Raw genomic sequence first — 20,040 nt, 5'->3', positions numbered from 1 at the left:
AAACGGTCTTGAACTCATAAGACTTGGGACAAAACCATGGCCATGGACAAGACCTTCGACGCGGCATCTGCCGAGGCACGCATCTATCAAACCTGGGAAGACGCGGGCGCTTTCAAAGCGGGTGCAAACGCCAAACCGGGCGCGGACAGCTTCGCGATCATGATCCCGCCGCCCAACGTCACGGGCGCGCTGCATGTGGGCCATGCGTTCAACAACACCTTGCAGGACATTCTGATCCGCTGGCACCGGATGCGGGGCTTTGACACGCTGTGGCAACCTGGTCAGGACCACGCGGGCATCGCCACCCAGCTTCAGGTCGAAAAGATGCTGGCCGAGACGCAGCAACCGGGCCGTCGTGAGCTTGGCCGCGAGGCATTTCTTGAGAAGGTCTGGGAATGGAAGGGCGAATATGGCTCGACAATCATCAACCAGTTGAAGCGCTTGGGATCCACCTGCGACTGGTCGCGCAACGCCTTCACCATGGCTGGCGCACCCGGTGATCCGCGCACGGGGCACGAGAACTCGGCCGATTTCCACGATGCCGTTCTGAAGGTTTTTGTCGACATGTATGACAAGGGCCTGATCTATCGCGGCAAGCGTCTGGTCAACTGGGACCCGCACTTTGAGACCGCGATTTCTGACCTTGAGGTCGAAAACATCGAGACGCCCGGCCACATGTGGCACTTCAAATACCCGCTGGCGGGTGGTGCGACATATACCTATGTCGAAAAGGATGAGGACGGGAATGTCACACTCAGCGAGGAGCGCGACTATATCTCGATCGCCACGACCCGGCCCGAAACCATGCTGGGTGACGGCGCGGTGGCCGTGCACCCCGATGACACGCGCTATGCGCCCATCGTGGGTAAGCTGTGTGAAATCCCGGTCGGCCCGAAAGAACATCGCCGCCTGATCCCGATCATCACCGATGAATACCCGGATATGAATTTTGGCTCGGGTGCTGTGAAAATCACCGGTGCGCATGACTTCAACGACTATCAGGTCGCCAAGCGCGGCGGCATTCCGATGTATTCGCTGATGGATACACGCGGACACATGCGGGCCGATGGTCTGTCCTATGCCGAAGAAGCCGCGACCGCCCAGCGCATCGCCAATGGCGAAGAAGGGTTCGACGAGGCAAAGATTGCCGCGATGAACCTTGTCCCGGATGAGTTCCGTGGGCTGGACAGGTTTGACGCGCGCAAACTGGTGGTTGACCAGATCACAGCCGAGGGTCTGGCCGTGATGCACGACGTCACCCGGACCGAAATGGACGAAGACGGCGTTGAGACCCAGATCACCGAGACCGTGCCCTACGTCGAGAGCAAACCAATCATGCAGCCCTTCGGCGACCGCTCGAAAGTGGTCATTGAGCCGATGCTGACCGACCAGTGGTTCGTGGATGCCGAGAGAATCGCCGGCCCCGCGCTGGACGCTGTGCGCAATGGCGACGTGAAGATCATGCCGGAAAGCGGCGAGAAGGTCTTCTTTCATTGGCTGGAAAACATCGAACCGTGGTGCATCTCGCGCCAGCTGTGGTGGGGGCATCAGGTGCCTGTTTGGTATGGCCTTGACCTGTCGGGTGAAGGCTTCACGGACGACGAAGGCAACAACGCACTTGATCTGGTGGAAATGGGCCGTCTGCTGCTGCAACAAGACATGCTGCCCGGCCATGAACATAGCCACTGTGCCCATGACTTCGACGCGGTGACGCCGAAATTCGATGAAGTGCTTGTCACCCTGCCCACGCCCCTGAGCCATGCGCGGGTGATCGAAGTGGCGGACCGTGGAGCCGCAATTCATGCACTGGCCGAAAGCCTTGCCGCCTATGAGACCACGCAGGACCCAACCAAGCTGGTCTATCCCGTGTGGCGCGACCCCGACGTGCTCGACACATGGTTTTCGTCGGGCCTCTGGCCCTTCGGGACGCTGGGCTGGCCTCAGGACACCGACGAACTCAATCGCTTCTTCCCCGGTGATGTGCTGATCACTGGTCAGGACATCCTGTTCTTCTGGGTCGCCCGGATGATGATGATGAGCCAGGCGGTGACGGGCAAGAACCCGTTCCACACGGTCTATCTGCACGGTCTTGTCCGTGACGAGAAGGGCAAGAAGATGTCCAAGACCACCGGCAACGTGATCGACCCGCTGGAAATCATCGACGAATACGGTGCGGATGCGCTGCGGTTCACCAACACCTCCATGGCATCCATCGGCGGCGTGTTGAAGCTGTCGCGCGAACGCATCGCGGGCTATCGCAATTTCGGCACCAAGCTGTGGAATGCCGCCCGCTTTGCCGAAATGAACGACTGCAAACCGGTCGCCGGGTTCGACCCGAAAAGCCCGACCCAGACGGTGAACCGCTGGATCATCTCGGAAACTGCGCGGGTCCGCGTTGAAGTTGACGAGGCGCTGGCGGCCTTCCGCTTCAACGACGCCGCCAACGGGCTTTATGCCTATGTATGGGGTAAGGTCTGCGACTGGTATGTGGAGTTCTCGAAGCCTCTGTTGAATTCGGAAGACGTGGCTGTGCTGGCCGAAACCCGTGCCACCATGGCGTGGGTGATCGACCAATGCCTGATCATGTTGCACCCGATCATGCCCTTCATCACTGAAGAGCTGTGGGGGCAGATTGCTGCCCGCGACACGATGCTGATCCATGCCGACTGGCCGACCTATGGTGAAGAACTGGCCGATGGCGACGCCGCGCGCGAGATGAACTGGGTGATCTCGCTGATCGAAAACATCCGCTCGGCGCGCGCGCAGATGCATGTCCCTGCCGGCTTGAAAGTTCCGCTGATCCTGCAAGAGCTGGATGACGCAGGCCGCACCGCATGGGCGGGCAACGAGGTGATGATCAAACGCATGGCGCGGATTGACAGCATGACCGAGATGGCGGACCTGCCCAAGGGTTGCATCACCATCGCGGTGGCGGGCGGCATCTTCGCCCTGCCTTTGGCCGACATTATCGACGTCGGTGAAGAAATTGCGCGCCTTGAAAAGTCACTCGGCAAGCTTGGCAAGGAATTGGGCGGATTGCGTGGACGGTTGAACAACCCGAAATTCGCAGCAAGCGCTCCGGCAGAGGTTGTGGCCGAGGCCCGCGCCAATCTGGCCGCCCGAGAAGAGGAAGAAGCGACGCTGCTGACCGCGCTCTCCCGTCTTCAGGAAATCGGTTAGGGCCAATGGCAGCAAACTGAACATCAGGCCGGGCAAGCAGTCCGGCCTGTTTTGTTTGTGCCTTACGGCACCAGCCGCTCCACCGCGCGCATCATCCCAAGCGACTTGTCATAGACAAGCGTCAGAACGCGGCGCATCGGCGGAGAACTAACGGCCTTGCTGGCGATCTGTGGCAACCCACGGGTCGCCCCAGCCGCGGCCGCACTGGCCAGAAAAAGTCGGCGGTTCATTTTGGGCATAGCGCGCCCTCCACTCGTTAAGAACTCGTCTTATTTGGGTGTTGCCGCTCGATTTTCAACCTTGTCGCCTGCGATCTGCCCTGCTCTAACACCCCTATGACCAAGACCTATGCCCGCCTGACCCCGCTTGCCGAAAGCCTTCCCGCGACCGTCCCATTTGTGGGCCCCGAAACGCAGGAACGCGCCCGTGGCCGTGCCTTCGCCGCACGTCTGGGTGCCAATGAAAACACGTTCGGCCCCTCGCCCCACGCCATCGCCGCGATGGCAGATGCTGCGCGGGATGTGTGGATGTATGGCGACCCGGAGAACTTCGAGTTGCGCACCGCACTGGCCGTGCATCATCAGATCGACGCTGACAACATCATGGTCGGTGAAGGCATTGACGGGCTGCTGGGCTATCTTGCGCGGCTGCTGGTGGGTCCGGGCGATGTGGTTGTGACGTCGCAAGGCGCATACCCGACCTTCAATTATCACGTTGCGGGCTTTGGTGGGCGGATCGAGACCGTGCCTTACAAGGACGACCATGAAGACCCCGACGCGTTGATCGCCAAGGCGACCGAAACGGGCGCGAAGCTTGTTTATCTCGCCAATCCCGACAACCCGATGGGCACATGGCACAACGCTGATACCATCCAGCGCATGATCGACAGTGTGCCGCAGGGCTGTCTGTTGATCCTTGACGAAGCCTATGTCGAGTTTGCCCCGGACGGCACGGCCCCGCGTCTTGCCCCCGATGACCCCCGTGTCATCCGTATGCGCACCTTTTCAAAGGCTTACGGCATGGCAGGGGCGCGGGTCGGGTATGCGATTGGCGGAAAAGACCTGATCACCGCGTTTCACAAAATCCGCAATCATTTCGGCATGTGTCGGATCAGCCAAGCAGGGGCGCTGGCGGCGCTTCGCGATCAGGATCACCTGTCGCAAACCATCGCCAATGTGGCTGCCGCCAGAACCCGGATAGACCAGATCGCACGCGAAAACGGCTTGACCACCCTGCCCTCTGCCACCAATTTCGTGGCCGTGGATTGCGGTCGCGACGGCGCCTTTGCCAAAGCCGTGCTGGACGCGCTGACCGAACAGGACATCTTCGTGCGCATGCCCTTCGCCGCCCCGCAAAACCGCTGCATCCGTGTGTCAGCGGGTCGCCCAGAAGATCTGGATGCTTTCGCGGCCGCCCTACCGGTCGCGCTGGAAAACGCACGCGACTAAGCCTCGGCGATCACGCGCGCGGCGGCATCAAGCGCACCGTGACCGTACGGGATATCCAAGGCAATCAACCCGGACTGGATCGACGACAGCGCGCCCATCACCATTTGCGCGTTCAGATGCCCCATATGGCCCAGCCGGAAAAACCCGTCTGCGTTGGGGTCGTCTTCGGTTTGCATTCCCAGCCCGATGCCAAGCGTCACGCCGGTCTTATCCTCGGTCCAGCGCCTGAGCGCCGTCCCATGTGGCGCGCCGATCCGCAGCGACGTGACCGCGTTCGACCGATGCGCGCGATCCGCTACGTTCATCTCCAGCGGGCCATCGCAGGACCACGCCTCAAACGCGGCCCAGATCGCGCGGGCAAGATGAGCGTGGCGGGCCCAGACGGCTTCGATCCCGCCCTCCTCGGCGATCATGTCCAGTGCCTCGCGCAGACCATACAGGTGATGGGTGGGGGCCGTGCCGCCAAAAAACTGATAGAACAGTTCGGGGTTGGCGCGGTCGGTCCAATCCCAATACCGCGAAACGCGGGGCATTCCAGCCCGCACCTGCGCGGCCTTGTCGCTGAAAAAGACAAACGCCACGCCCGGCGGCACCATCAGCCCTTTTTGCGAGGCTGTCACGGCGACATCGACACCCCATGCGTCCATTTCAAACCGGTCACAGCCCATCGAAGCGATGCAGTCGACCATCAACAGCGCAGGGTGGCCGGCGGCGTCCATGGCCGCCCGCACAGACGCCACATCGTTCAGGATCGAGGTCGAGGTATCCACATGGGTCAGCAGGATGGCGCGGATGTTGCCGGCTGGATCGGCGCGCAAAGCAGCCTCGACCCGGCCCGGATCAACAGGTGCGCGCATGCCGAAGTCTTCGACCTGCACGTCGCCCCCCAAAGCCTCGGCCATTTCGCTCCACCCATGGCCAAACCGGCCGGTGCACAGCGATAAGACCCGGTCGCCCGGCGCAAGCACGTTCGACAATGCGGCCTCCCACGCGCCGTGCCCGTTTGCGATATAGATCGCCACATTGTGCCGGGTTCGCGCCACGTCGCGCAGACCTTGGGTCAGGTCCGGCATCATCGCGACCAAGGCGCCCTCATAGATGTTCGGGCCGGGTCGGTGCATTGCGCGCAGCACGCGGTCGGGAATCACAGACGGTCCCGGTATGGCAAGATATGAGCGTCCAAAGGAGAGAGTCATGCGAGTCATCTCGTGTTATCAATCCTCCAAGCGGTAGTGCGCGCCCGCCGCCCCGTCAACTGACCGAAGATCGGGCCGTGCTTGTCTGGACTTGTCCGACAGGCTACACCGCCTCGAAACCGCCCGCGAAACCGTTGGGCCATCCACCCGGAGACACAATGTTTTCCAAGGTCTATGCCCGGATCAAACAGTGGGAACGCAGCTGGAAAAGCTCGTTTGGCACCGATATCTCGACGCCCGAGGCGCGACGGGCCGCGCGGTGTCACAACAACCTCGTGGACCATGCCTTTCTGCGCCGAATCCTGCCCAATCGCTACAAGCTGTCGGACGAGGCATGGCGGTCGAACCAACCCGACCCGGTGCATTTTCCCGCCCTTGCCAAGATCGGCATCAAAAGCGTGATCAACCTGCGCGGGCCGGACAAGTTTTCGTATTATTTGTTCGAGAAAGAGGCCTGTGCGGACTATGGCATGACCCTCTACGATCACGAACTGTTCGCCCGCGAGCTGGGCAGCGCGCAGGATTATCTTGATCTACTCGACCTGATGGACAGTGTCGAAAAGCCGATGCTCATACACTGCAAATCGGGGGCCGACCGCACCGGCATTGCAGCTGCGCTGTATCTGCTGGACCAAAAAGGGGCCAGCATCGACGCGGCACGTGCGCAACTTTCGTTGAAATATGCGCATCAACGCTGGTCAAAGGCAGGTATTCTGGATCATCTTCTAGAAGCCTACGCCACCCAAATCGAAACCGACCCTATGCCCATCCGGGACTGGCTGGCGACCCATTATGACCCCGAGGCGCTAACCGCCTCGTTCTTAGCCAAGCGGAGCAAAGGATGAGCGACCCGAAACACCCCGACATGATCCGGTGGATCTGGAAAAGCTACATGCGGGCTTACCGGCTACCGCTGATCGCGGCGGTGTTTCTGATGTTGCTGGAAGGGCTGGCCCTTGGCGGGTTGAGCTACATGATCAAACCGATGTTCGATGTGGCGTTCTCATCGGGCAGCACATCGTCGATCATCGGTGTCGCTTTGGGCGTTGCCGGGATCTTCGTCGTTCGCGCCTTTGCCGCCTTCGGACATCGCATCTTGATGGTCCATGTTGGCCAACGCGTGGCCGCCAGGCTTCAGTCGGACATGGTGGCGCATATGCTGACATTGGACAGCAGCTTCTTTCGCGAAAACTCGCCCGGCACCCTGATGGAGCGTGTGCGCGGCGACGCCCAGGCCATCGCCAACATCTGGGAAGTGGTCCTGGCGGCTGTGGCGCGCGATGTCGTGTCGCTTCTGGCGCTGCTGGGTGTGGCGTTGTCGATTGACTGGCTATGGGTCGTTGTCGCCGTTGCGGCCGCACCGATCCTGACCATTCCGATGGGAATCCTTCAAAAACGGGTGCGCCGAACGACAACGGACAGCCGCGCTTCTGCGGCGCAGATCTCGACCCGGCTGGACGAGATCTTTCACGGCATCAACTCGATCAAACTGTCTGGCACCGAACGTCACGAACAGGGTCGCGTCGACCGCGAGATCGACCAGTTCGCGCGCACGCATTTACAAAGCCAAGCCAATCAAGGCGGCATTGTCGCGATGGTTGATATCATTGCGGCCATCGGTTTCTTTGGTGTGCTGGTGTATGGCGGCATCCAGATCAACGCAGGCGTCAAGACCGTCGGCGAATTCATGAGCTTTTTCACCGCGATGGCGTTGGTCTTTGACCCCTTACGCAATCTGGGCAAGGTTTCGGGCGCGTGGCAGGCTGCCCTTGCCAGCTTGGAACGCATTCGACGTGTGTTCGACGAACGCCCCTCGATTCTGTCGCCAGCCAAACCCGCAGCCCTTCCGGGGTCAGCCACCAAGGCAAAGATCGAACTCCGCGATGTTTCGTTTTCTTACGGGGATACGCCGGTCCTGCGCGGTGCCAGCTTCACGGCAGAAGCCGGAAAGACGACCGCGCTTGTGGGGGCTTCGGGCGCGGGCAAAAGCACCGTCTTCAACCTTTTGTCACGGTTGGCGGACGCGAAGTCCGGCAAAGTTTTGATCGGCGGCGCAGACGTCACAACCTTACCGCTGGACCAGTTGCGCGGATTGTTTTCCGTGGTGAGCCAAGAGGCGTTGCTTTTTGACGAAACCCTGCGCGACAACATCCTGATGGGCCGCACCGACGTGGGCGAGAAGAAACTCGCCCATGCGCTTGAAGCCGCACATGTGGCCGATTTCCTGCCCCGCATGGAACATGGTCTGGACACCCAAGCCGGCCCGCGCGGATCAAACCTGTCAGGCGGGCAGCGCCAACGCGTCGCCATTGCCCGCGCTGTCTTGCGTGATGCGCCGGTATTGCTGCTGGACGAAGCCACGTCCGCGTTGGATGCAAAATCTGAAAAACTTGTGCAAGAGGCGCTGGACAGACTGTCCAAGGATCGCACGACATTGGTGATCGCGCACCGTCTGGCCACCGTGCGCGACGCCGACAAGATCGTTGTGATGGATCAGGGGCAAGTGGTCGATCAGGGCACCCATGACGAGCTTCTGGCCCGTGGGGGCATCTATGCCCAGCTCTATAAGTTGCAGTTTCAGGACGGGTCCGGTCGGCAAAGCCCGCAACGAGCATCGCGATCATCGCAAAAGGGCCTGAAAGCCTCTGCCACCCAGACAGAGCCTGCGCGCTGGTCCCTGAAACGGCTTTTCTTTCGAAAGCAGTTTTGAGCACTTCCCCTTGCCTCAAGCCCACCTATATTGGGGATGCGACAGGAGAGCCATATGACCACCGACACCACCCGCACCGTGTTTCGGATATCCGGACCTGACCGAGAGGCCTTTTTGCAGGGCCTCGTTTCGAACGACATAGCGAAACTCGCAAGCGGTGCAGTCTATGCGGCCCTTCTGACCCCGCAGGGCAAATATCTGGCCGACTTTTTCTTGGTGCCGGCGACTGACGCGATATTGCTGGATGTCGCCAAACCGCTCGCCGCCGCGCTGTTGCAGCGGTTGACGATGTATAAACTTCGCGCAAACGTCACGATCGAACCCACGCAGATTGAACCCGCGCGCGGGCTGGGCGACGCACCGGCGGGCGCTTTCACCGACCCGCGCCACCCCGCACTTGGCTGGCGCGCCTATGACGGGCGCGACGGGCAGCAAGGCGTTGATTGGGATCAAATTCGGGTGACCCACTGCATCCCTGAAACGGGTATCGAACTGACACCGGACAGCTATGTGCTGGAGGCCGGATTTGAACGGCTGAACGGCGTGGATTTCCACAAGGGCTGCTATGTCGGTCAAGAGGTCACGGCCCGCATGAAGCACAAGACCGAGCTGAAAAAGGGGCTGGTCACTGTCAGCGTCTCAGGCGCAGCCCCGATCGGCAGCCAGATCACCTCAGGTAGCAAGCCCGCAGGACATCTTTTCACCCAAGCAGGCGGTCACGCCATCGCCTATTTGCGGTTCGATCGCGCCGGGCCGGACATGCAGGCCGGCGACGCCAAAGTCTCATGGAGGGGCTAAGCACCGCAATTCGGATGCTACTTGGTGTCGCCATTCAGACGACACGCCCCTTGCATGGCGGCAACCTGTCCACAGTCGAATTGGTCACCTTGATCGATGGTCGCGAGATCGTCGCGAAACACGGACCTCTGGTGGCCCGTGAAGCGCGCATGCTGAAGGCGATTGCCAAGGCCGAAGCACCTGCGCCAATGGTGTTGGGTGTGGCGGGTCAGGTGCTTTTGATGGACGCCTTACCGCAAGCGCCAGCGTCAACCAAGGGCTGGACCGCCTTGGCGCGCGGATTGGGTAAACTGCATGCGACCCATGGCGACCGCTATGGATGGGCGGAGGACTATGCCTTTGGCCACGTCACCATCTCCAACCAACCCTGCGCGACTTGGCCGGAGTTTTGGGCAAATCACCGTCTGCTGCCAGCTGGCGAGAAACTTCCCCCCGCGCTGATGTCCCGGATCGAAGTGCTTGCCAAGCAGCTGCCCGAACGGTTGCCCAGCCACCCGCCCCTCGCCTTGCTGCACGGAGACCTCTGGACAGGCAACGCGCTGTTTACAAGCAACGGCGCTTATTTCATCGACCCGGCCTGTTACTTTGGGCACAACGAAGTTGATCTGGCGATGCTTCATCTTTTCGGCACGCCGCCCGCCGCATTTACTGATTGCTATGGCCCCCTGGAGGCGGACTGGCAGACACGCCGGGCCATCTATCAGCTCTGGCCCGCGCTGGTTCATTGGCGCCTGTTTGGTGCGGGCTACACCCCGATGGTGACAGGCTTGCTGGACCAGCTTGGTGTATGACCGTCACGCGTGCCGCCAACTTCCCGGCGCAAGCCCGTCCAGACACCACTCTCCGATAGAATAGCGGATCAACCGCAAGGTTGGGTGCCCGACGGCTGCCGTCATCCGACGCACTTGGCGGTTACGTCCTTCGCTGATCGTCAGCGCAATCCAACAATCGGGAACCGATTTGCGAAACCGCACAGGGGGATTGCGCGGCCAAAGGGCGGGTGGCGCATCCATGCGCACCACCTTTGCAGGTCGGGTACGCCCGTCTTTCAAATCGACACCCTCACGCAGCGCCTGCAGGGCAACATCATCGGGAATGCCTTCCACCTGCACCCAGTATGTCTTTGGCAACTTGTGCCGCGGATTGGCAATACGTGCTTGCAGCTTGCCGTCGTCGGTCAGAACCAAAAGCCCCTCGCTGTCGCGATCCAACCGACCCGCAGCATAGACACCCGGCAGGTCGATGAAATCGGACAGGGTCTGACGTTTGGTCCCTTCACTTCCCCTGTCTGTGAACTGCGACAGGGTATCGAAAGGTTTGTTGAAAAGGATCGTCGTCATCGGTGGGGTCCAACACATAAGGGCAGAGCCTGCGCCCTGCCCTTTATCATGCATCATCGCAGATTGATCAGGCGCGTTCAGCGTATTCCATGGTTTCGGTGTTCACCACGATCGCCTCGCCGGGGCCAACGAAGGGCGGCACGCTGACGCGAACGCCATTGTCCAACAAAGCCGGCTTGAAGCTGTTGGCTGCGGTTTGCCCTTTCACCACTGGTTCGGTTTCTTCGATCGTGCAGGTCACTTTCTGCGGCAGCGACGCGTTCAGCGCCTCGCTTTCATAAAACTCGACCACAATTGTCATGCCATCCTGCAAGAAGGGGCGCCGCTCGCCAAGCAAATCTGCAGGAAGCTGGATCTGGTCGTAGGTTTCGGTGTCCATGAAGATCAGCATGCCATCATCTTCGTAGAGGAATTGCTGATCTTTTTGCTCCAGCCGAACCCGTTCGACCTTGTCTGCTGACCGGAACCGCTCGTTCAGTTTGGACCCATTGCGCAAATTACGCATCTCGACCTGCGCGAAGGCACCACCCTTGCCGGGCTTCACATGATCGACTTTTACCGCAGCCCAAAGGCCACCATTGTGTTCCAGCACATTGCCGGGACGAATTTCGTTGCCGTTGATCTTGGCCATATCGGAAAACCCATAGAAAAAGGTTGAAGTTTGTTGACCCGCACCTATATCTTGGCGGTCTGCCCGTGGCAAGGCGACGAAATCCGCTCGACCTAGGTATGCACTGGGCGCATAGCAGGCATGTATCGGCGGGGATACCGAATCGCGTGGAAAAGGCCATATTGGCCGTCACGCCCGCAAGAACAAGGCCAAGAATAATAAAGGACCACCATGCTGGATTCCGTAGACGGCACTGCATTCAACAACGAACAAGGCAATCGCGCCCGCAAGCTTTTTGCGGCGGTGGTCCTCGCCGCGTTGGATGACGCAATTTCCGACGACAAGAAGTATGGCAATGGTCCTGATCAGATTGCCCGCTGGGCCCGGTCGCGTGACGGCCGCGAAGTGTTGAGCTGCGCCGGCATCGACCCGAACGAACGCGTCGTCAAAGGATTGATGGAGTTCGTTTCCAAAGGCGTCCGCACCTCGGTTGCGTTGAGCCGCGAAGAAAGCGAACGCCGCAACGCAGCGCAGGCCGAAGCCGCCTGACGTAGCACAGCCAAAATAGTCGAGAAAAAGCGCGCCTCACTGGGGCGCGTTTTTCGTTTTGGTGGCGATATGGGTCAGTTCAGGGCTGGGCAGAAACCTCAAAAGACCATATTCAATCGGCATGACCAAAGCGATCATGATACAGGGCGCAGGCTCAAATGTCGGAAAATCCCTGCTGGTGGCTGGGATCGCGCGGGCATGCCTTAGGCGCGGCCTCTCTGTTGCGCCGTTCAAACCGCAAAACATGTCAAACAACGCTGCCGTAACAACGGATGGCGGCGAGATCGGGCGCGCTCAAGCCTTACAGGCGCGCGCTTGTGGGTTGGACCCGCAGGTGGACATGAACCCCGTGCTGCTGAAACCCGAAACCGATACCGGGGCGCAGGTCATCGTGCAAGGCAAGCGCTTTGCAACGATGAAGGCGCGCGACTATGGCAAAGCGAAAGCTGACCTGATGCCGCGTGTTTTGGAAAGCTATCACAGGCTGGCCCGAAACCACGACCTGATCTTGGTCGAAGGGGCTGGCAGTCCGGCCGAGATCAACTTGCGGGCAGGCGATATCGCCAATATGGGCTTTGCCGAGGCTGCGGACATTCCGGTCCTTCTGGCAGGTGATATCGACCGAGGTGGCGTCATTGCCCAACTCGTTGGCACCTATGCCGTTCTGCCGCCAGACGACCGCGCACGGATCAAGGCGTTTCTCGTCAACAAGTTTCGCGGTGACCCCAGCCTGTTCACCGAGGGCGCGTCCGCCATCGCAGATCAGACCGGGTGGCGAAATATGGGCACGGTGCCGTGGTTTGCAGATGCGTGGCGATTGCCGGCAGAGGACGTGATGGACATCGCATCACGAGGCGGCGGTGCTTTCAAGGTGGCTGTGCCACGCCTGAACCGGATCTCCAATTTCGACGACCTGGATCCCTTGGTCAATGAACCCGGTGTGACCGTGGACATCATAGCGCCCGGTCAGGCACTGCCCGGCGACGCCGATCTTGTATTGATCCCCGGTTCGAAATCCACGATTGCCGATTTGGTCGATTTTCGAGCGCAGGGCTGGCATATTGATTTGCACGCCCACATTCGCCGGGGCGGTCATGTGATGGGGATCTGTGGCGGATATCAGATGTTGGGGCGCGAAATCGTTGACCCAGAGGGGCTTGAAGGCCCGCACGGACGCATTGATGGCCTTGGGCATCTGGATATTTCAACACGGTTGCAGCCTCGCAAAACGCTGGCGCTGACCCGCGCCCAGCACATTGCCTCTGGCGCCCCCGTCGAGGGGTATGAGATCCATCTGGGGCAGACTGAAGGCGCGGATACAGCGCGCGCTTGGCTATCTGTCAACGGGCGCCCCGAGGGAGCCTCAAGCACAGACGGACGCATCCTTGGCTGTTATCTGCATGGCCTTTTCGCATCTGACGCATTCAGGCGAACCTACCTGCAGAGCCTTGGTGCGACCGTCAGCGACACCGCATTTGATGTGCGCATCGAAAACACGCTGGACGACCTTGCCCGCCATCTTGAGGCCCACTTGGATTTGGACGCGTTGCTTGCAATTGCCGGTTAGGTCGAGCCGTCGCTATTCGAGCCCTTTCAGCGTGAAAGCCCGCGCGATTTCGCGCCGCACCAGGCTACGAACCGATCGGGTGATCTTTTCACCCACGTCGCCTTGCAGTTCTTCACGCACCAGGCGAGACACCAGAGCCTGCAAAGCCGCTTCGTCGATCACGTCCGTATCTTCATCCCGAAGATCCAGCGGGTCGACTTGCTCTGCGCCCTGCTCAGCCCCGCGGTTCGCTATTGGAACCTCCGGCAAATCGGCCTTGATCGTCTGCGCACTATAGCTCCGGAACAAGAGAGGCTTTTCCGCAAGGGGCGCGTTTTGTTCTGCCGGTTCCTCGACCGTTTCGCTAACCGTTTCGCTGTCGGTTTCAGCGTCTGTCGGTGCGGCATCTGTCAGTTCGGCGTCAGTGATTTCCAACGACGGTCCGTCGCTTTGCAAATCACGGCCCTCACCTTCAGCGCGAAGGCGGGCTGCGTGAAACTTTAGGACTTCGGCCTGCGCGGTTTCTTCACCGCCATCCGGTTCCCAGCCGCCCAAGGTCGCACTGACAGCGGCTTCCAGCTCTGCAATCCGGTTCTCCAGGCTTTCGGCTTCGCTCGCGGCAGCACCAGAGGGCGTCGCCATCTCGTCAAAGCCAGAAAGCAGCTCAGCATCATCGTATGCGCTGTCGTCATGATCTACTGCGTCTGCCGTGATCTCGTCCTGCGCATCTGCTTCAGGGGAAGCCAGCCCCCCATTCCAATGGGAAAATGTCGGAGGTTCTTCTGGCGTGTCAGATGGCTTGCGCGCGTCAAATGCAATCGGGTGCACAAGTTCCAACACGGGTGCTTTTGTTTCCGCCGCGCTGTCGTCTTGATCTTCCGACCCTGTATCATGCACACGGAACGCTGGCGTGAGCACCAGCTTTTCGCCCGTCACTGCCCGATCCCGGTCATCTGACGACGCGCTTTCGGAAATGAGGCGACGAATCGATGACAGGACATCTTCGATTTCGATGTTGGAGACCGGATCTGACATTTAAAAACTACCTGTAAAGCGACGTGTTGGACCAGTCTATCTGGCCTTCGTTAATTGAACTTTACCCAAACACGTCGCTTCACACAACTGATCCGCGCAGATCAGTCCTTTCCAAGCGCTTCCAGCAGGCTGTCCAGACGCTTGCCCTGAGGGCTAACGCGATGCACCGGCGCGCTTTGCACCGTGTTGAAATAGGCTTCGGGATCATAAGTGACAACGCCAAGCTTCAGGTGCTCGGCGGTCAACAAACCCATCGACGACAGCAACGAATAGGCAGCCAGATACTGGTTTGACTGCGCTGCGATGCGGCTTGCTTCGGCGTCCAGAAGCTCTTGCTCGGCGTTCAACACGTCCAATGTGGTGCGCGACCCCAGTGTCGCTTCTTCGCGGGCCCCGCGTAAAGCAACCCGGCTTGCGCGGATCTGACGTTCTGTCGCTTCAAGGGATGCAGCCGCAATCGCCAGTTGCGCCCAAGCATTGGCGACCCCCTGATCGACCCCAAAGCGGACCTGATACAATCCTGCCCGCGCGGCCTCTGCTTGTGCAACAGCCTTACGGTATTCAGCCGACCGCAAGCCGCCTGAGTAAATCTCGCCGCGAATGGCAACGCCGACGCTGCTGTTCACGCTATCGGTGCCTGACGGAAAGGTCGAACGGTCGGCCCATGTGGTGCGCGCCGTGCCGACAACCGACGGCTTCATCGCGGCCTTGGAAATTGCAATCGCCAGATCTGCCGCAGCAACATTGTGCTGAGCGGCCAGAATGTCCGGGTGGCGTTCACGGGCGACCGCCTTGGCGGCATCCAGTGTCTTGGCCGTCATTGGCAAGGCAGGCGGCGTGGACAATCCATTTGGCATATGGCCAATCGCGGCTTTGTATTCCTCACGGGCGATTGCCAGACTACCCTGAGCAGACGCCGCGCCGGACCGGGCGGCCGCAAGCCGCGCCTGTGCCAGCGCCACATCGGTCTGGGTGACCTCGCCCACTTCAAAGCGATCATTCGCAGCGCGCAATTCCTGTGTCAGAACGCGCACCGAATTGCCTTGCAATTGCACGTTTTCCGCAGCCGAGCGCACATCCAGAAAGGCTTTGACAGCGCGCAGCAAGATCTGTTGCTCAACACCGACAAGGCTTTCGCGCGTCGCAAGCACGACCTCTTTCGCCGCTTCGACCGCCATCTTTCCGCGACCAAAGTTGAAAATGAGGATCTCTGCGGTCAACGTCGCGGACGTTTCCCAATAGTCATCGTTCGATACAAGTGATGTCGGATCAGTCCAGCCATGCTGGATTGCATATGACAAAACGGGCCGCAGACGGGATCGCGCGATCGCAACGTCTTCGTCCGTCGCACGCAACAGGGCTTGGTTTTGCTGCAGCAAGCCGCTGTGCTTGTAGGCCGAGGCCATCGCGTCAGACAGGCTTTCCGCCATCACTGCGGGAACATGAACAACCGAAAGCACCGCCGCCATGGCCACGCCTGTAAGTTTGCGTTTGATACCAATGGTCATCTTTTTCCCTTTTCCTAACCCGCGTCGCCGTTCCGGCAAGAGCATTTTAACAGCTTTACAATACGAAGCCCCGTGGCGCTTCGAACCCGGCGATCAGCGGTGCGCCTGCGCTAAACCCGTGGCGCCAAACCATGGCCCCATCTATCTTATAGCCGATTTTCACCGTTCCAAGCATCCCCTCTGCGAAGATGCAGGTCATGCGACCACCATCCTTCAATTGGTCGGTCAGAACATCCGGCACGGCTTCGACCGCACCTTGGATCATGATCACGTCATATGGTCCGTTCTTGGCATTGCCTGCCGTAAGCGGACCGGCAATGACCGCCACGTTGTCCACGCCATGCTCGGACAGGGTGGATTGCGCTTCGGCAGCCATCGCTTCGTCTTCTTCCACGGCCACGACGAAATCGGCCATACGGGCAATCACTGCCGAGCTGTAGCCAAGCCCGCACCCAAGATCGAGCACCAACTCATCTGCCTGTATATCCACAGCATCCAGCATCTTGGCCAGCGTGCGCGGCTCCAGCATTACGCGACCTCCGCCCAGGTCGACATTCTCGCCCATATATGCCGCTTCACGCTTGGAATCCGGCACATAATCTTCGCGCGGAACGGACAACATGGCGTCAAGGATCGGGAACTTGGTCACATCCGAAGGGCGAACTTGCGTGTCCACCATCTTTGTGCGGCGCATGGCAAAATTGGTCATAGCTAGCCTATCTTATCTGAAACGTCGGGCTTCTCTTGCCATAGTTAGCCTATAGCGGCAATCCCGCAAGGAAATATGTGCAATTTCGATCGCGACCGGGCGCCGCAGCTACCCTAAATGAAACGACCACTGCGCCCCTGTCAGTTCCGGGCTGGACAAGTCCCTGCCATTGGCGCTAGAGAAGCCCAACACCACGGATGGCGAGTTGGCGGAGTGGTGACGCAGCGGATTGCAAATCCGTGTACACCGGTTCGATTCCGGTACTCGCCTCCATTTAAAAACAATCACTTAGATCACTCCTTGCCGTGTTTGAGGCCCCGCGTTTACAGGGGCGTTTACATTTTTGAGTCTTGAGACAGTGATTTTGCTCGATTGAGCTTGCGCAAAACTGCATCGCTTTCGTCTGGGCTAACCTGCGCATAATGCTCGATAACCTGCGCCGCGTAGCGAACCGACCACCCCATCAGAACTGCGATTTGGCGCAAAGACAGATCGGCATTCAGCAATCTTGTCGCCGCTGTCCCGCGCGTGTCAGACAGAGTCTTCTCTCTACCGTCGATCCAAGGGGGGATCTGAGCTTCGCGTCGCCACTTGGTAATCTGGTTCGATGCCCAACGGGCCGTCAAAGGCCTGCCAAGCTCTGATACCAGCAGCACCTCTTGGCCTTCCGGCGTCTCTGCGATCAATTTCTCAAGGGCTGAAGTGGCCGGGATATATGCGATCTGGCCGCGCTTGCTGGTCCTGAAACGAAGGCGCTTGCCGTGCGGCGTGTCTTCGAATTGGTCCATCTTGACCTGAACCAGATCAGCTGCACGTAAACCGGTTTCGCATCCTGCGGTCAGGATCCTTTGGACCCACTTGGGTGCATGTTTGTTGAACTGGGCGATATCGCCGCTCGTCCAGATGATTTCTGTGCGGTTCGATTGGTAGAGCTTCTTGAGCTTGTGGCAGTGATGCTCTTTCAGCTTCCCCTCTTCCACCGCCCAATTGAGGACGCGCGTCACATGGGTGCCCGCCATATCGTGTTGCTTGGGCGAATGAAGCCACTTTTTGCGCCAATTGTTGACCTCGCCTCGAGAGGCACGCTCTTCGAACATCGCGACGGGATCTGCCCCAAATTCCTCGCGAAACAGTTCCAGCCACTTGCGGATATCGGCCTTCGAACGCTCGGCTTTTGGCAAGGACGCACTGGACAGAAAATCGTCGACCAAGTGAGTCGTCAGATATTCGGCAGGACTCGCGGGCCTGCCGCACTGAGAAAACGCATGATAGAATTCGGGATCTTTGGGGTTTGGGTCCGTTCCTTCCCAAAATTTGGGGCCGCCCCGCCAAGCATAGAAATGGTAGCGAACACCAGACACGACCTTGCGCCGGACACGGTGGACGCCCTTGGGAAGGTTACTTCTGGGCACGGCGCGCTCTCCGCTGTGCAACAAGGCTCGGTTGGGAAGTAGCTTCGCGGTCAGCTGCGCTGATTCCCTGAACAGCATCCAATCGCGCGCGAATGAGTTTCGGGTCATACCACCCGCGCCGCCCTGGCACCGGAGCGATACCCGTCCTACGGCAGAAATCATAAAAGGACGCGCTCGGCTCACTGTAACCAAAGAGAAGCGCGAGCTCTGGGGTCGGAATCAGCTGAATATGGCTTGAGCTCATTTCTTAGCCCTCTCACCCACGGCTTCTTGCCGCGACATGGCTGCCCGCAAACAAGACACCACCTGAGCGCCCTGTGAGCGTAAATTCCGCACAGCCTCCTCTTCAAGCCAGGCTTTCACGTCCGCTGGAAGGTTAAGTTTGAACTGGGTTGTCTTCATATTTACACCTCAACAAAAGGACATAAAATGTCCATATCATTGAGGACAAATATTGTCCATCATGCAATCATGAAAGAAGAAGCCTTGGTCCAATTCAAACTCTTGCTTCCTGCCGCGCTCAAGAAGCGTCTGGAAACGCATGCAACACTGAACCGGCGCAGCCTGTCTCAGGAAATCGTCGTCGCTCTTGAGGAGAAGTACCCGGCTGCAGAACCGGATGCGACGTCGGATCCAGCGGCCCGGCTGCTCTTCTGGCTCGCCAAACGCATCCGCCGGAGAAACCCTAAGCCTGGAACGCCAAGGGACAAACAAGCCGCCCTGTATGAGCGCATTGCGGGCGATATCGCCGAACGCATGAAAGACATCGGCGAATAACCCTAGTAGGCCACCCACTCATATCCGTGGTTGCCCTCGTGATCTTCCCATTCAACGCCAACCCCGCGCCTCCAATTTGATGACGAACAGTGTCGCGTCGGCAAAACCCATCGCGGGGCGGCGGCTGGTGTCGTGCGTTGCCAGCCAAATTCGCCCTGCGCGCCGTAGGACCCGAGGCGCATGTTGTAACTCTCAGAGCAATCATCGTCGCGTCCACGTTCGCGATGACTGTAGTGTCGTACATCCCAGACACGGATCGAGCGCACGAAATCGAATTCCAAGCCACTGATGTCGATATCGGCACGGCCTTCGACCACCTGTGCCTGAATGACTTGGCCGAGCGTCTGACCTGATTGGTCGCTGGCCTCCCAGATCCTTGAGGCCGTGCTTTGCAAAGGCGCACGCTCAGAAACACCCATCGGACAACGCCAAATTTGCAATGGCGGCTCAATTGGCCAGGGCGTGATCCGGCGGATAAACACGGCGCGGGCATGGGCACATTCTGCTGACGCAGGCCAACCACCTGCTAGGCAAAGCAGAATGGCGCAGTCGACCTGATAGGCTTTCGCCGCCTGCGGAGACAGGGTTGAAAGCAGAGCCAGAGTAGTTCCGGCGGTCCATTTTCTGAAAAGTCTGCACCACATATCAATAATTGCCTTTTGACTACATTACTGCATTATTGAAACTTTACAATCACCTCCGCCTTTACACCATATGCGAGCATATGATTTGCGAGGTTCGCGCGCGTTTTGTGGAATATATTCCGTAGAGCAGTTCTTGTGATCTGGCCGAATAGAGGCCATGAAATTACGGGAACGAGTAGGGTTAAATGTCCGGAATCTCAGAAGTTCCAGAGGATTAAGCCAAGAACAACTAGCGTTAGCTGCGGATGTGGATCGCAGCTATATCAGCGAGATCGAACTCGCCAAAAATTCAGCATCAATCGATGTTCTGGAGCGGATCGCGGATGCTCTCGAGGTCGATCCCAAGGAATTGTTTAACGAGAGGGGCTAGTTTTGCCCGAATTTGAGAGTGTGCGCACAACGGCCGAAGCCATCGGCCGCATTACGTGCATCAATACAGGCGAAGAAATCGGCCTACTGTACCAGTGGGACAACGGCGAAACGCAGGCAGCGCTTTATGAGCCGTATGAGAAAAACCCAACTGGTACGCCAAACATGTCTGAGCAAGATACAAACCTTGATCCTGACCGCAGCTAACG

Annotated in this window: 20 protein-coding genes and 1 tRNA gene; 12 read left to right on the top strand and 9 right to left on the bottom strand. The window is 59.2% G+C overall.

Annotated elements, in window-relative coordinates; all coding sequences use genetic code 11:
* Positions 1-36 precede the first annotated feature (36 nt).
* Positions 37-3,180, top strand: a complete 3,144-nt coding sequence (locus tag Q0864_RS01710; protein WP_298565552.1) for a valine--tRNA ligase — start codon at positions 37-39, stop codon at positions 3,178-3,180.
* A 62-nt stretch (positions 3,181-3,242) separates the two neighbouring features.
* Here Q0864_RS01710 and Q0864_RS01705 read toward each other — a convergent pair whose 3' ends face one another.
* Positions 3,243-3,419 (bottom strand): Tat pathway signal protein, encoded by a 177-nt coding sequence (locus Q0864_RS01705; protein ID WP_248364076.1) that lies wholly within the window; start codon positions 3,417-3,419, stop codon positions 3,243-3,245.
* Between the two features lie 96 nt (positions 3,420-3,515).
* On the opposite strand from Q0864_RS01705, the gene Q0864_RS01700 reads away from it, so the two are divergent.
* Positions 3,516-4,628 (top strand): pyridoxal phosphate-dependent aminotransferase, encoded by a 1,113-nt coding sequence (locus tag Q0864_RS01700; RefSeq protein ID WP_298565548.1) that lies wholly within the window; start codon positions 3,516-3,518, stop codon positions 4,626-4,628.
* On the opposite strand, the gene Q0864_RS01695 is transcribed toward Q0864_RS01700, so the two are convergent.
* Positions 4,625-5,824, bottom strand: coding sequence for an aminotransferase class V-fold PLP-dependent enzyme (locus tag Q0864_RS01695; protein ID WP_298565546.1), 1,200 nt, complete (start codon positions 5,822-5,824; stop codon positions 4,625-4,627). The genes Q0864_RS01700 and Q0864_RS01695 overlap by 4 nt on opposite strands.
* Before the next feature lie 158 nt (positions 5,825-5,982).
* Here Q0864_RS01695 and Q0864_RS01690 point away from each other — a divergent pair, with 158 nt between their 5' ends.
* Genes Q0864_RS01690 through Q0864_RS01675 form a run of 4 tightly spaced genes read left to right on the top strand, consistent with a single transcriptional unit; the run spans position 5,983 to position 10,123 of the window.
* Positions 5,983-6,669: a tyrosine-protein phosphatase gene (locus Q0864_RS01690; protein WP_298565544.1), complete on the top strand. Its 687-nt coding sequence runs from the start codon at positions 5,983-5,985 to the stop codon at positions 6,667-6,669.
* Complete coding sequence (locus Q0864_RS01685) at positions 6,666-8,534, top strand: ABC transporter ATP-binding protein (protein ID WP_298565542.1); 1,869 nt, start codon at positions 6,666-6,668, stop codon at positions 8,532-8,534. Before Q0864_RS01690 ends, Q0864_RS01685 begins: the two co-directional genes overlap by 4 nt.
* A 54-nt stretch (positions 8,535-8,588) precedes the next feature.
* The gene (locus Q0864_RS01680) at positions 8,589-9,332 is read left to right on the top strand and encodes a folate-binding protein (protein ID WP_298565540.1); all 744 of its coding nucleotides are present in this window, start codon (positions 8,589-8,591) and stop codon (positions 9,330-9,332) included.
* Between the two features lie 14 nt (positions 9,333-9,346).
* Positions 9,347-10,123 (top strand): fructosamine kinase family protein, encoded by a 777-nt coding sequence (locus Q0864_RS01675; RefSeq protein WP_298565539.1) that lies wholly within the window; start codon positions 9,347-9,349, stop codon positions 10,121-10,123.
* 3 nt (positions 10,124-10,126) lie between these two features.
* On the opposite strand, the gene Q0864_RS01670 is transcribed toward Q0864_RS01675, so the two are convergent.
* Positions 10,127-10,672: an rRNA large subunit pseudouridine synthase E gene (locus Q0864_RS01670; RefSeq protein ID WP_298565537.1), complete on the bottom strand. Its 546-nt coding sequence runs from the start codon at positions 10,670-10,672 to the stop codon at positions 10,127-10,129.
* Positions 10,673-10,739: 67 nt separating this feature from the next.
* Positions 10,740-11,303: an elongation factor P gene (efp, locus tag Q0864_RS01665; protein WP_298565535.1), complete on the bottom strand. Its 564-nt coding sequence runs from the start codon at positions 11,301-11,303 to the stop codon at positions 10,740-10,742.
* A gap of 210 nt (positions 11,304-11,513) precedes the next feature.
* Here efp and Q0864_RS01660 point away from each other — a divergent pair, with 210 nt between their 5' ends.
* Together Q0864_RS01660 and Q0864_RS01655 are read left to right on the top strand one after the other, a co-directional pair.
* On the top strand, positions 11,514-11,831 hold the full coding sequence (locus tag Q0864_RS01660; RefSeq protein ID WP_298565534.1) for a DUF6280 family protein: 318 nt from the start codon (positions 11,514-11,516) through the stop codon (positions 11,829-11,831).
* Positions 11,832-11,952: 121 nt separating this feature from the next.
* Positions 11,953-13,398, top strand: a complete 1,446-nt coding sequence (locus Q0864_RS01655) for a cobyric acid synthase (RefSeq protein WP_298565532.1) — start codon at positions 11,953-11,955, stop codon at positions 13,396-13,398.
* Between the two features lie 12 nt (positions 13,399-13,410).
* On the opposite strand, the gene Q0864_RS01650 is transcribed toward Q0864_RS01655, so the two are convergent.
* The 3 genes from Q0864_RS01650 to Q0864_RS01640 form a co-directional block, all read right to left on the bottom strand.
* Positions 13,411-14,412: a hypothetical protein gene (locus tag Q0864_RS01650; RefSeq protein ID WP_298565530.1), complete on the bottom strand. Its 1,002-nt coding sequence runs from the start codon at positions 14,410-14,412 to the stop codon at positions 13,411-13,413.
* 101 nt (positions 14,413-14,513) lie between these two features.
* Complete coding sequence (locus Q0864_RS01645) at positions 14,514-15,920, bottom strand: TolC family outer membrane protein (protein ID WP_298565528.1); 1,407 nt, start codon at positions 15,918-15,920, stop codon at positions 14,514-14,516.
* A 55-nt stretch (positions 15,921-15,975) separates the two neighbouring features.
* Positions 15,976-16,629: a protein-L-isoaspartate O-methyltransferase gene (locus tag Q0864_RS01640; protein WP_298565526.1), complete on the bottom strand. Its 654-nt coding sequence runs from the start codon at positions 16,627-16,629 to the stop codon at positions 15,976-15,978.
* A gap of 199 nt (positions 16,630-16,828) precedes the next feature.
* Here Q0864_RS01640 and Q0864_RS01635 point away from each other — a divergent pair.
* Positions 16,829-16,902: transfer RNA gene (locus Q0864_RS01635), tRNA-Cys, on the top strand.
* Positions 16,903-16,964: 62 nt separating this feature from the next.
* Here the strand turns inward: Q0864_RS01635 and Q0864_RS01630 are convergent.
* Positions 16,965-17,840, bottom strand: a complete 876-nt coding sequence (locus tag Q0864_RS01630; RefSeq protein ID WP_298565524.1) for a tyrosine-type recombinase/integrase — start codon at positions 17,838-17,840, stop codon at positions 16,965-16,967.
* Between the two features lie 630 nt (positions 17,841-18,470).
* Here Q0864_RS01630 and Q0864_RS01625 point away from each other — a divergent pair.
* Positions 18,471-18,818, top strand: coding sequence for a hypothetical protein (locus Q0864_RS01625; RefSeq protein ID WP_058260740.1), 348 nt, complete (start codon positions 18,471-18,473; stop codon positions 18,816-18,818).
* A 2-nt stretch (positions 18,819-18,820) separates the two neighbouring features.
* Here the strand turns inward: Q0864_RS01625 and Q0864_RS01620 are convergent, their stop codons facing one another.
* Positions 18,821-19,237: a hypothetical protein gene (locus Q0864_RS01620; protein ID WP_298565521.1), complete on the bottom strand. Its 417-nt coding sequence runs from the start codon at positions 19,235-19,237 to the stop codon at positions 18,821-18,823.
* A gap of 382 nt (positions 19,238-19,619) precedes the next feature.
* Between Q0864_RS01620 and Q0864_RS01615 the strand changes: the two genes are divergently transcribed.
* Positions 19,620-19,832, top strand: a complete 213-nt coding sequence (locus Q0864_RS01615) for a helix-turn-helix transcriptional regulator (RefSeq protein WP_055190692.1) — start codon at positions 19,620-19,622, stop codon at positions 19,830-19,832.
* 2 nt (positions 19,833-19,834) lie between these two features.
* Positions 19,835-20,038 (top strand): hypothetical protein, encoded by a 204-nt coding sequence (locus tag Q0864_RS01610; protein WP_298565517.1) that lies wholly within the window; start codon positions 19,835-19,837, stop codon positions 20,036-20,038.
* The last annotated feature ends 2 nt before the right edge of the window (positions 20,039-20,040 follow it).

The sequence above is a fragment of the uncultured Aliiroseovarius sp. genome (genome assembly GCF_947497285.1).
Lineage (GTDB): Bacteria > Pseudomonadota > Alphaproteobacteria > Rhodobacterales > Rhodobacteraceae > Aliiroseovarius.
Note: the sequence above shows the minus strand (reverse complement) of the source record. Positions and strands in the feature narration are given on the sequence as shown.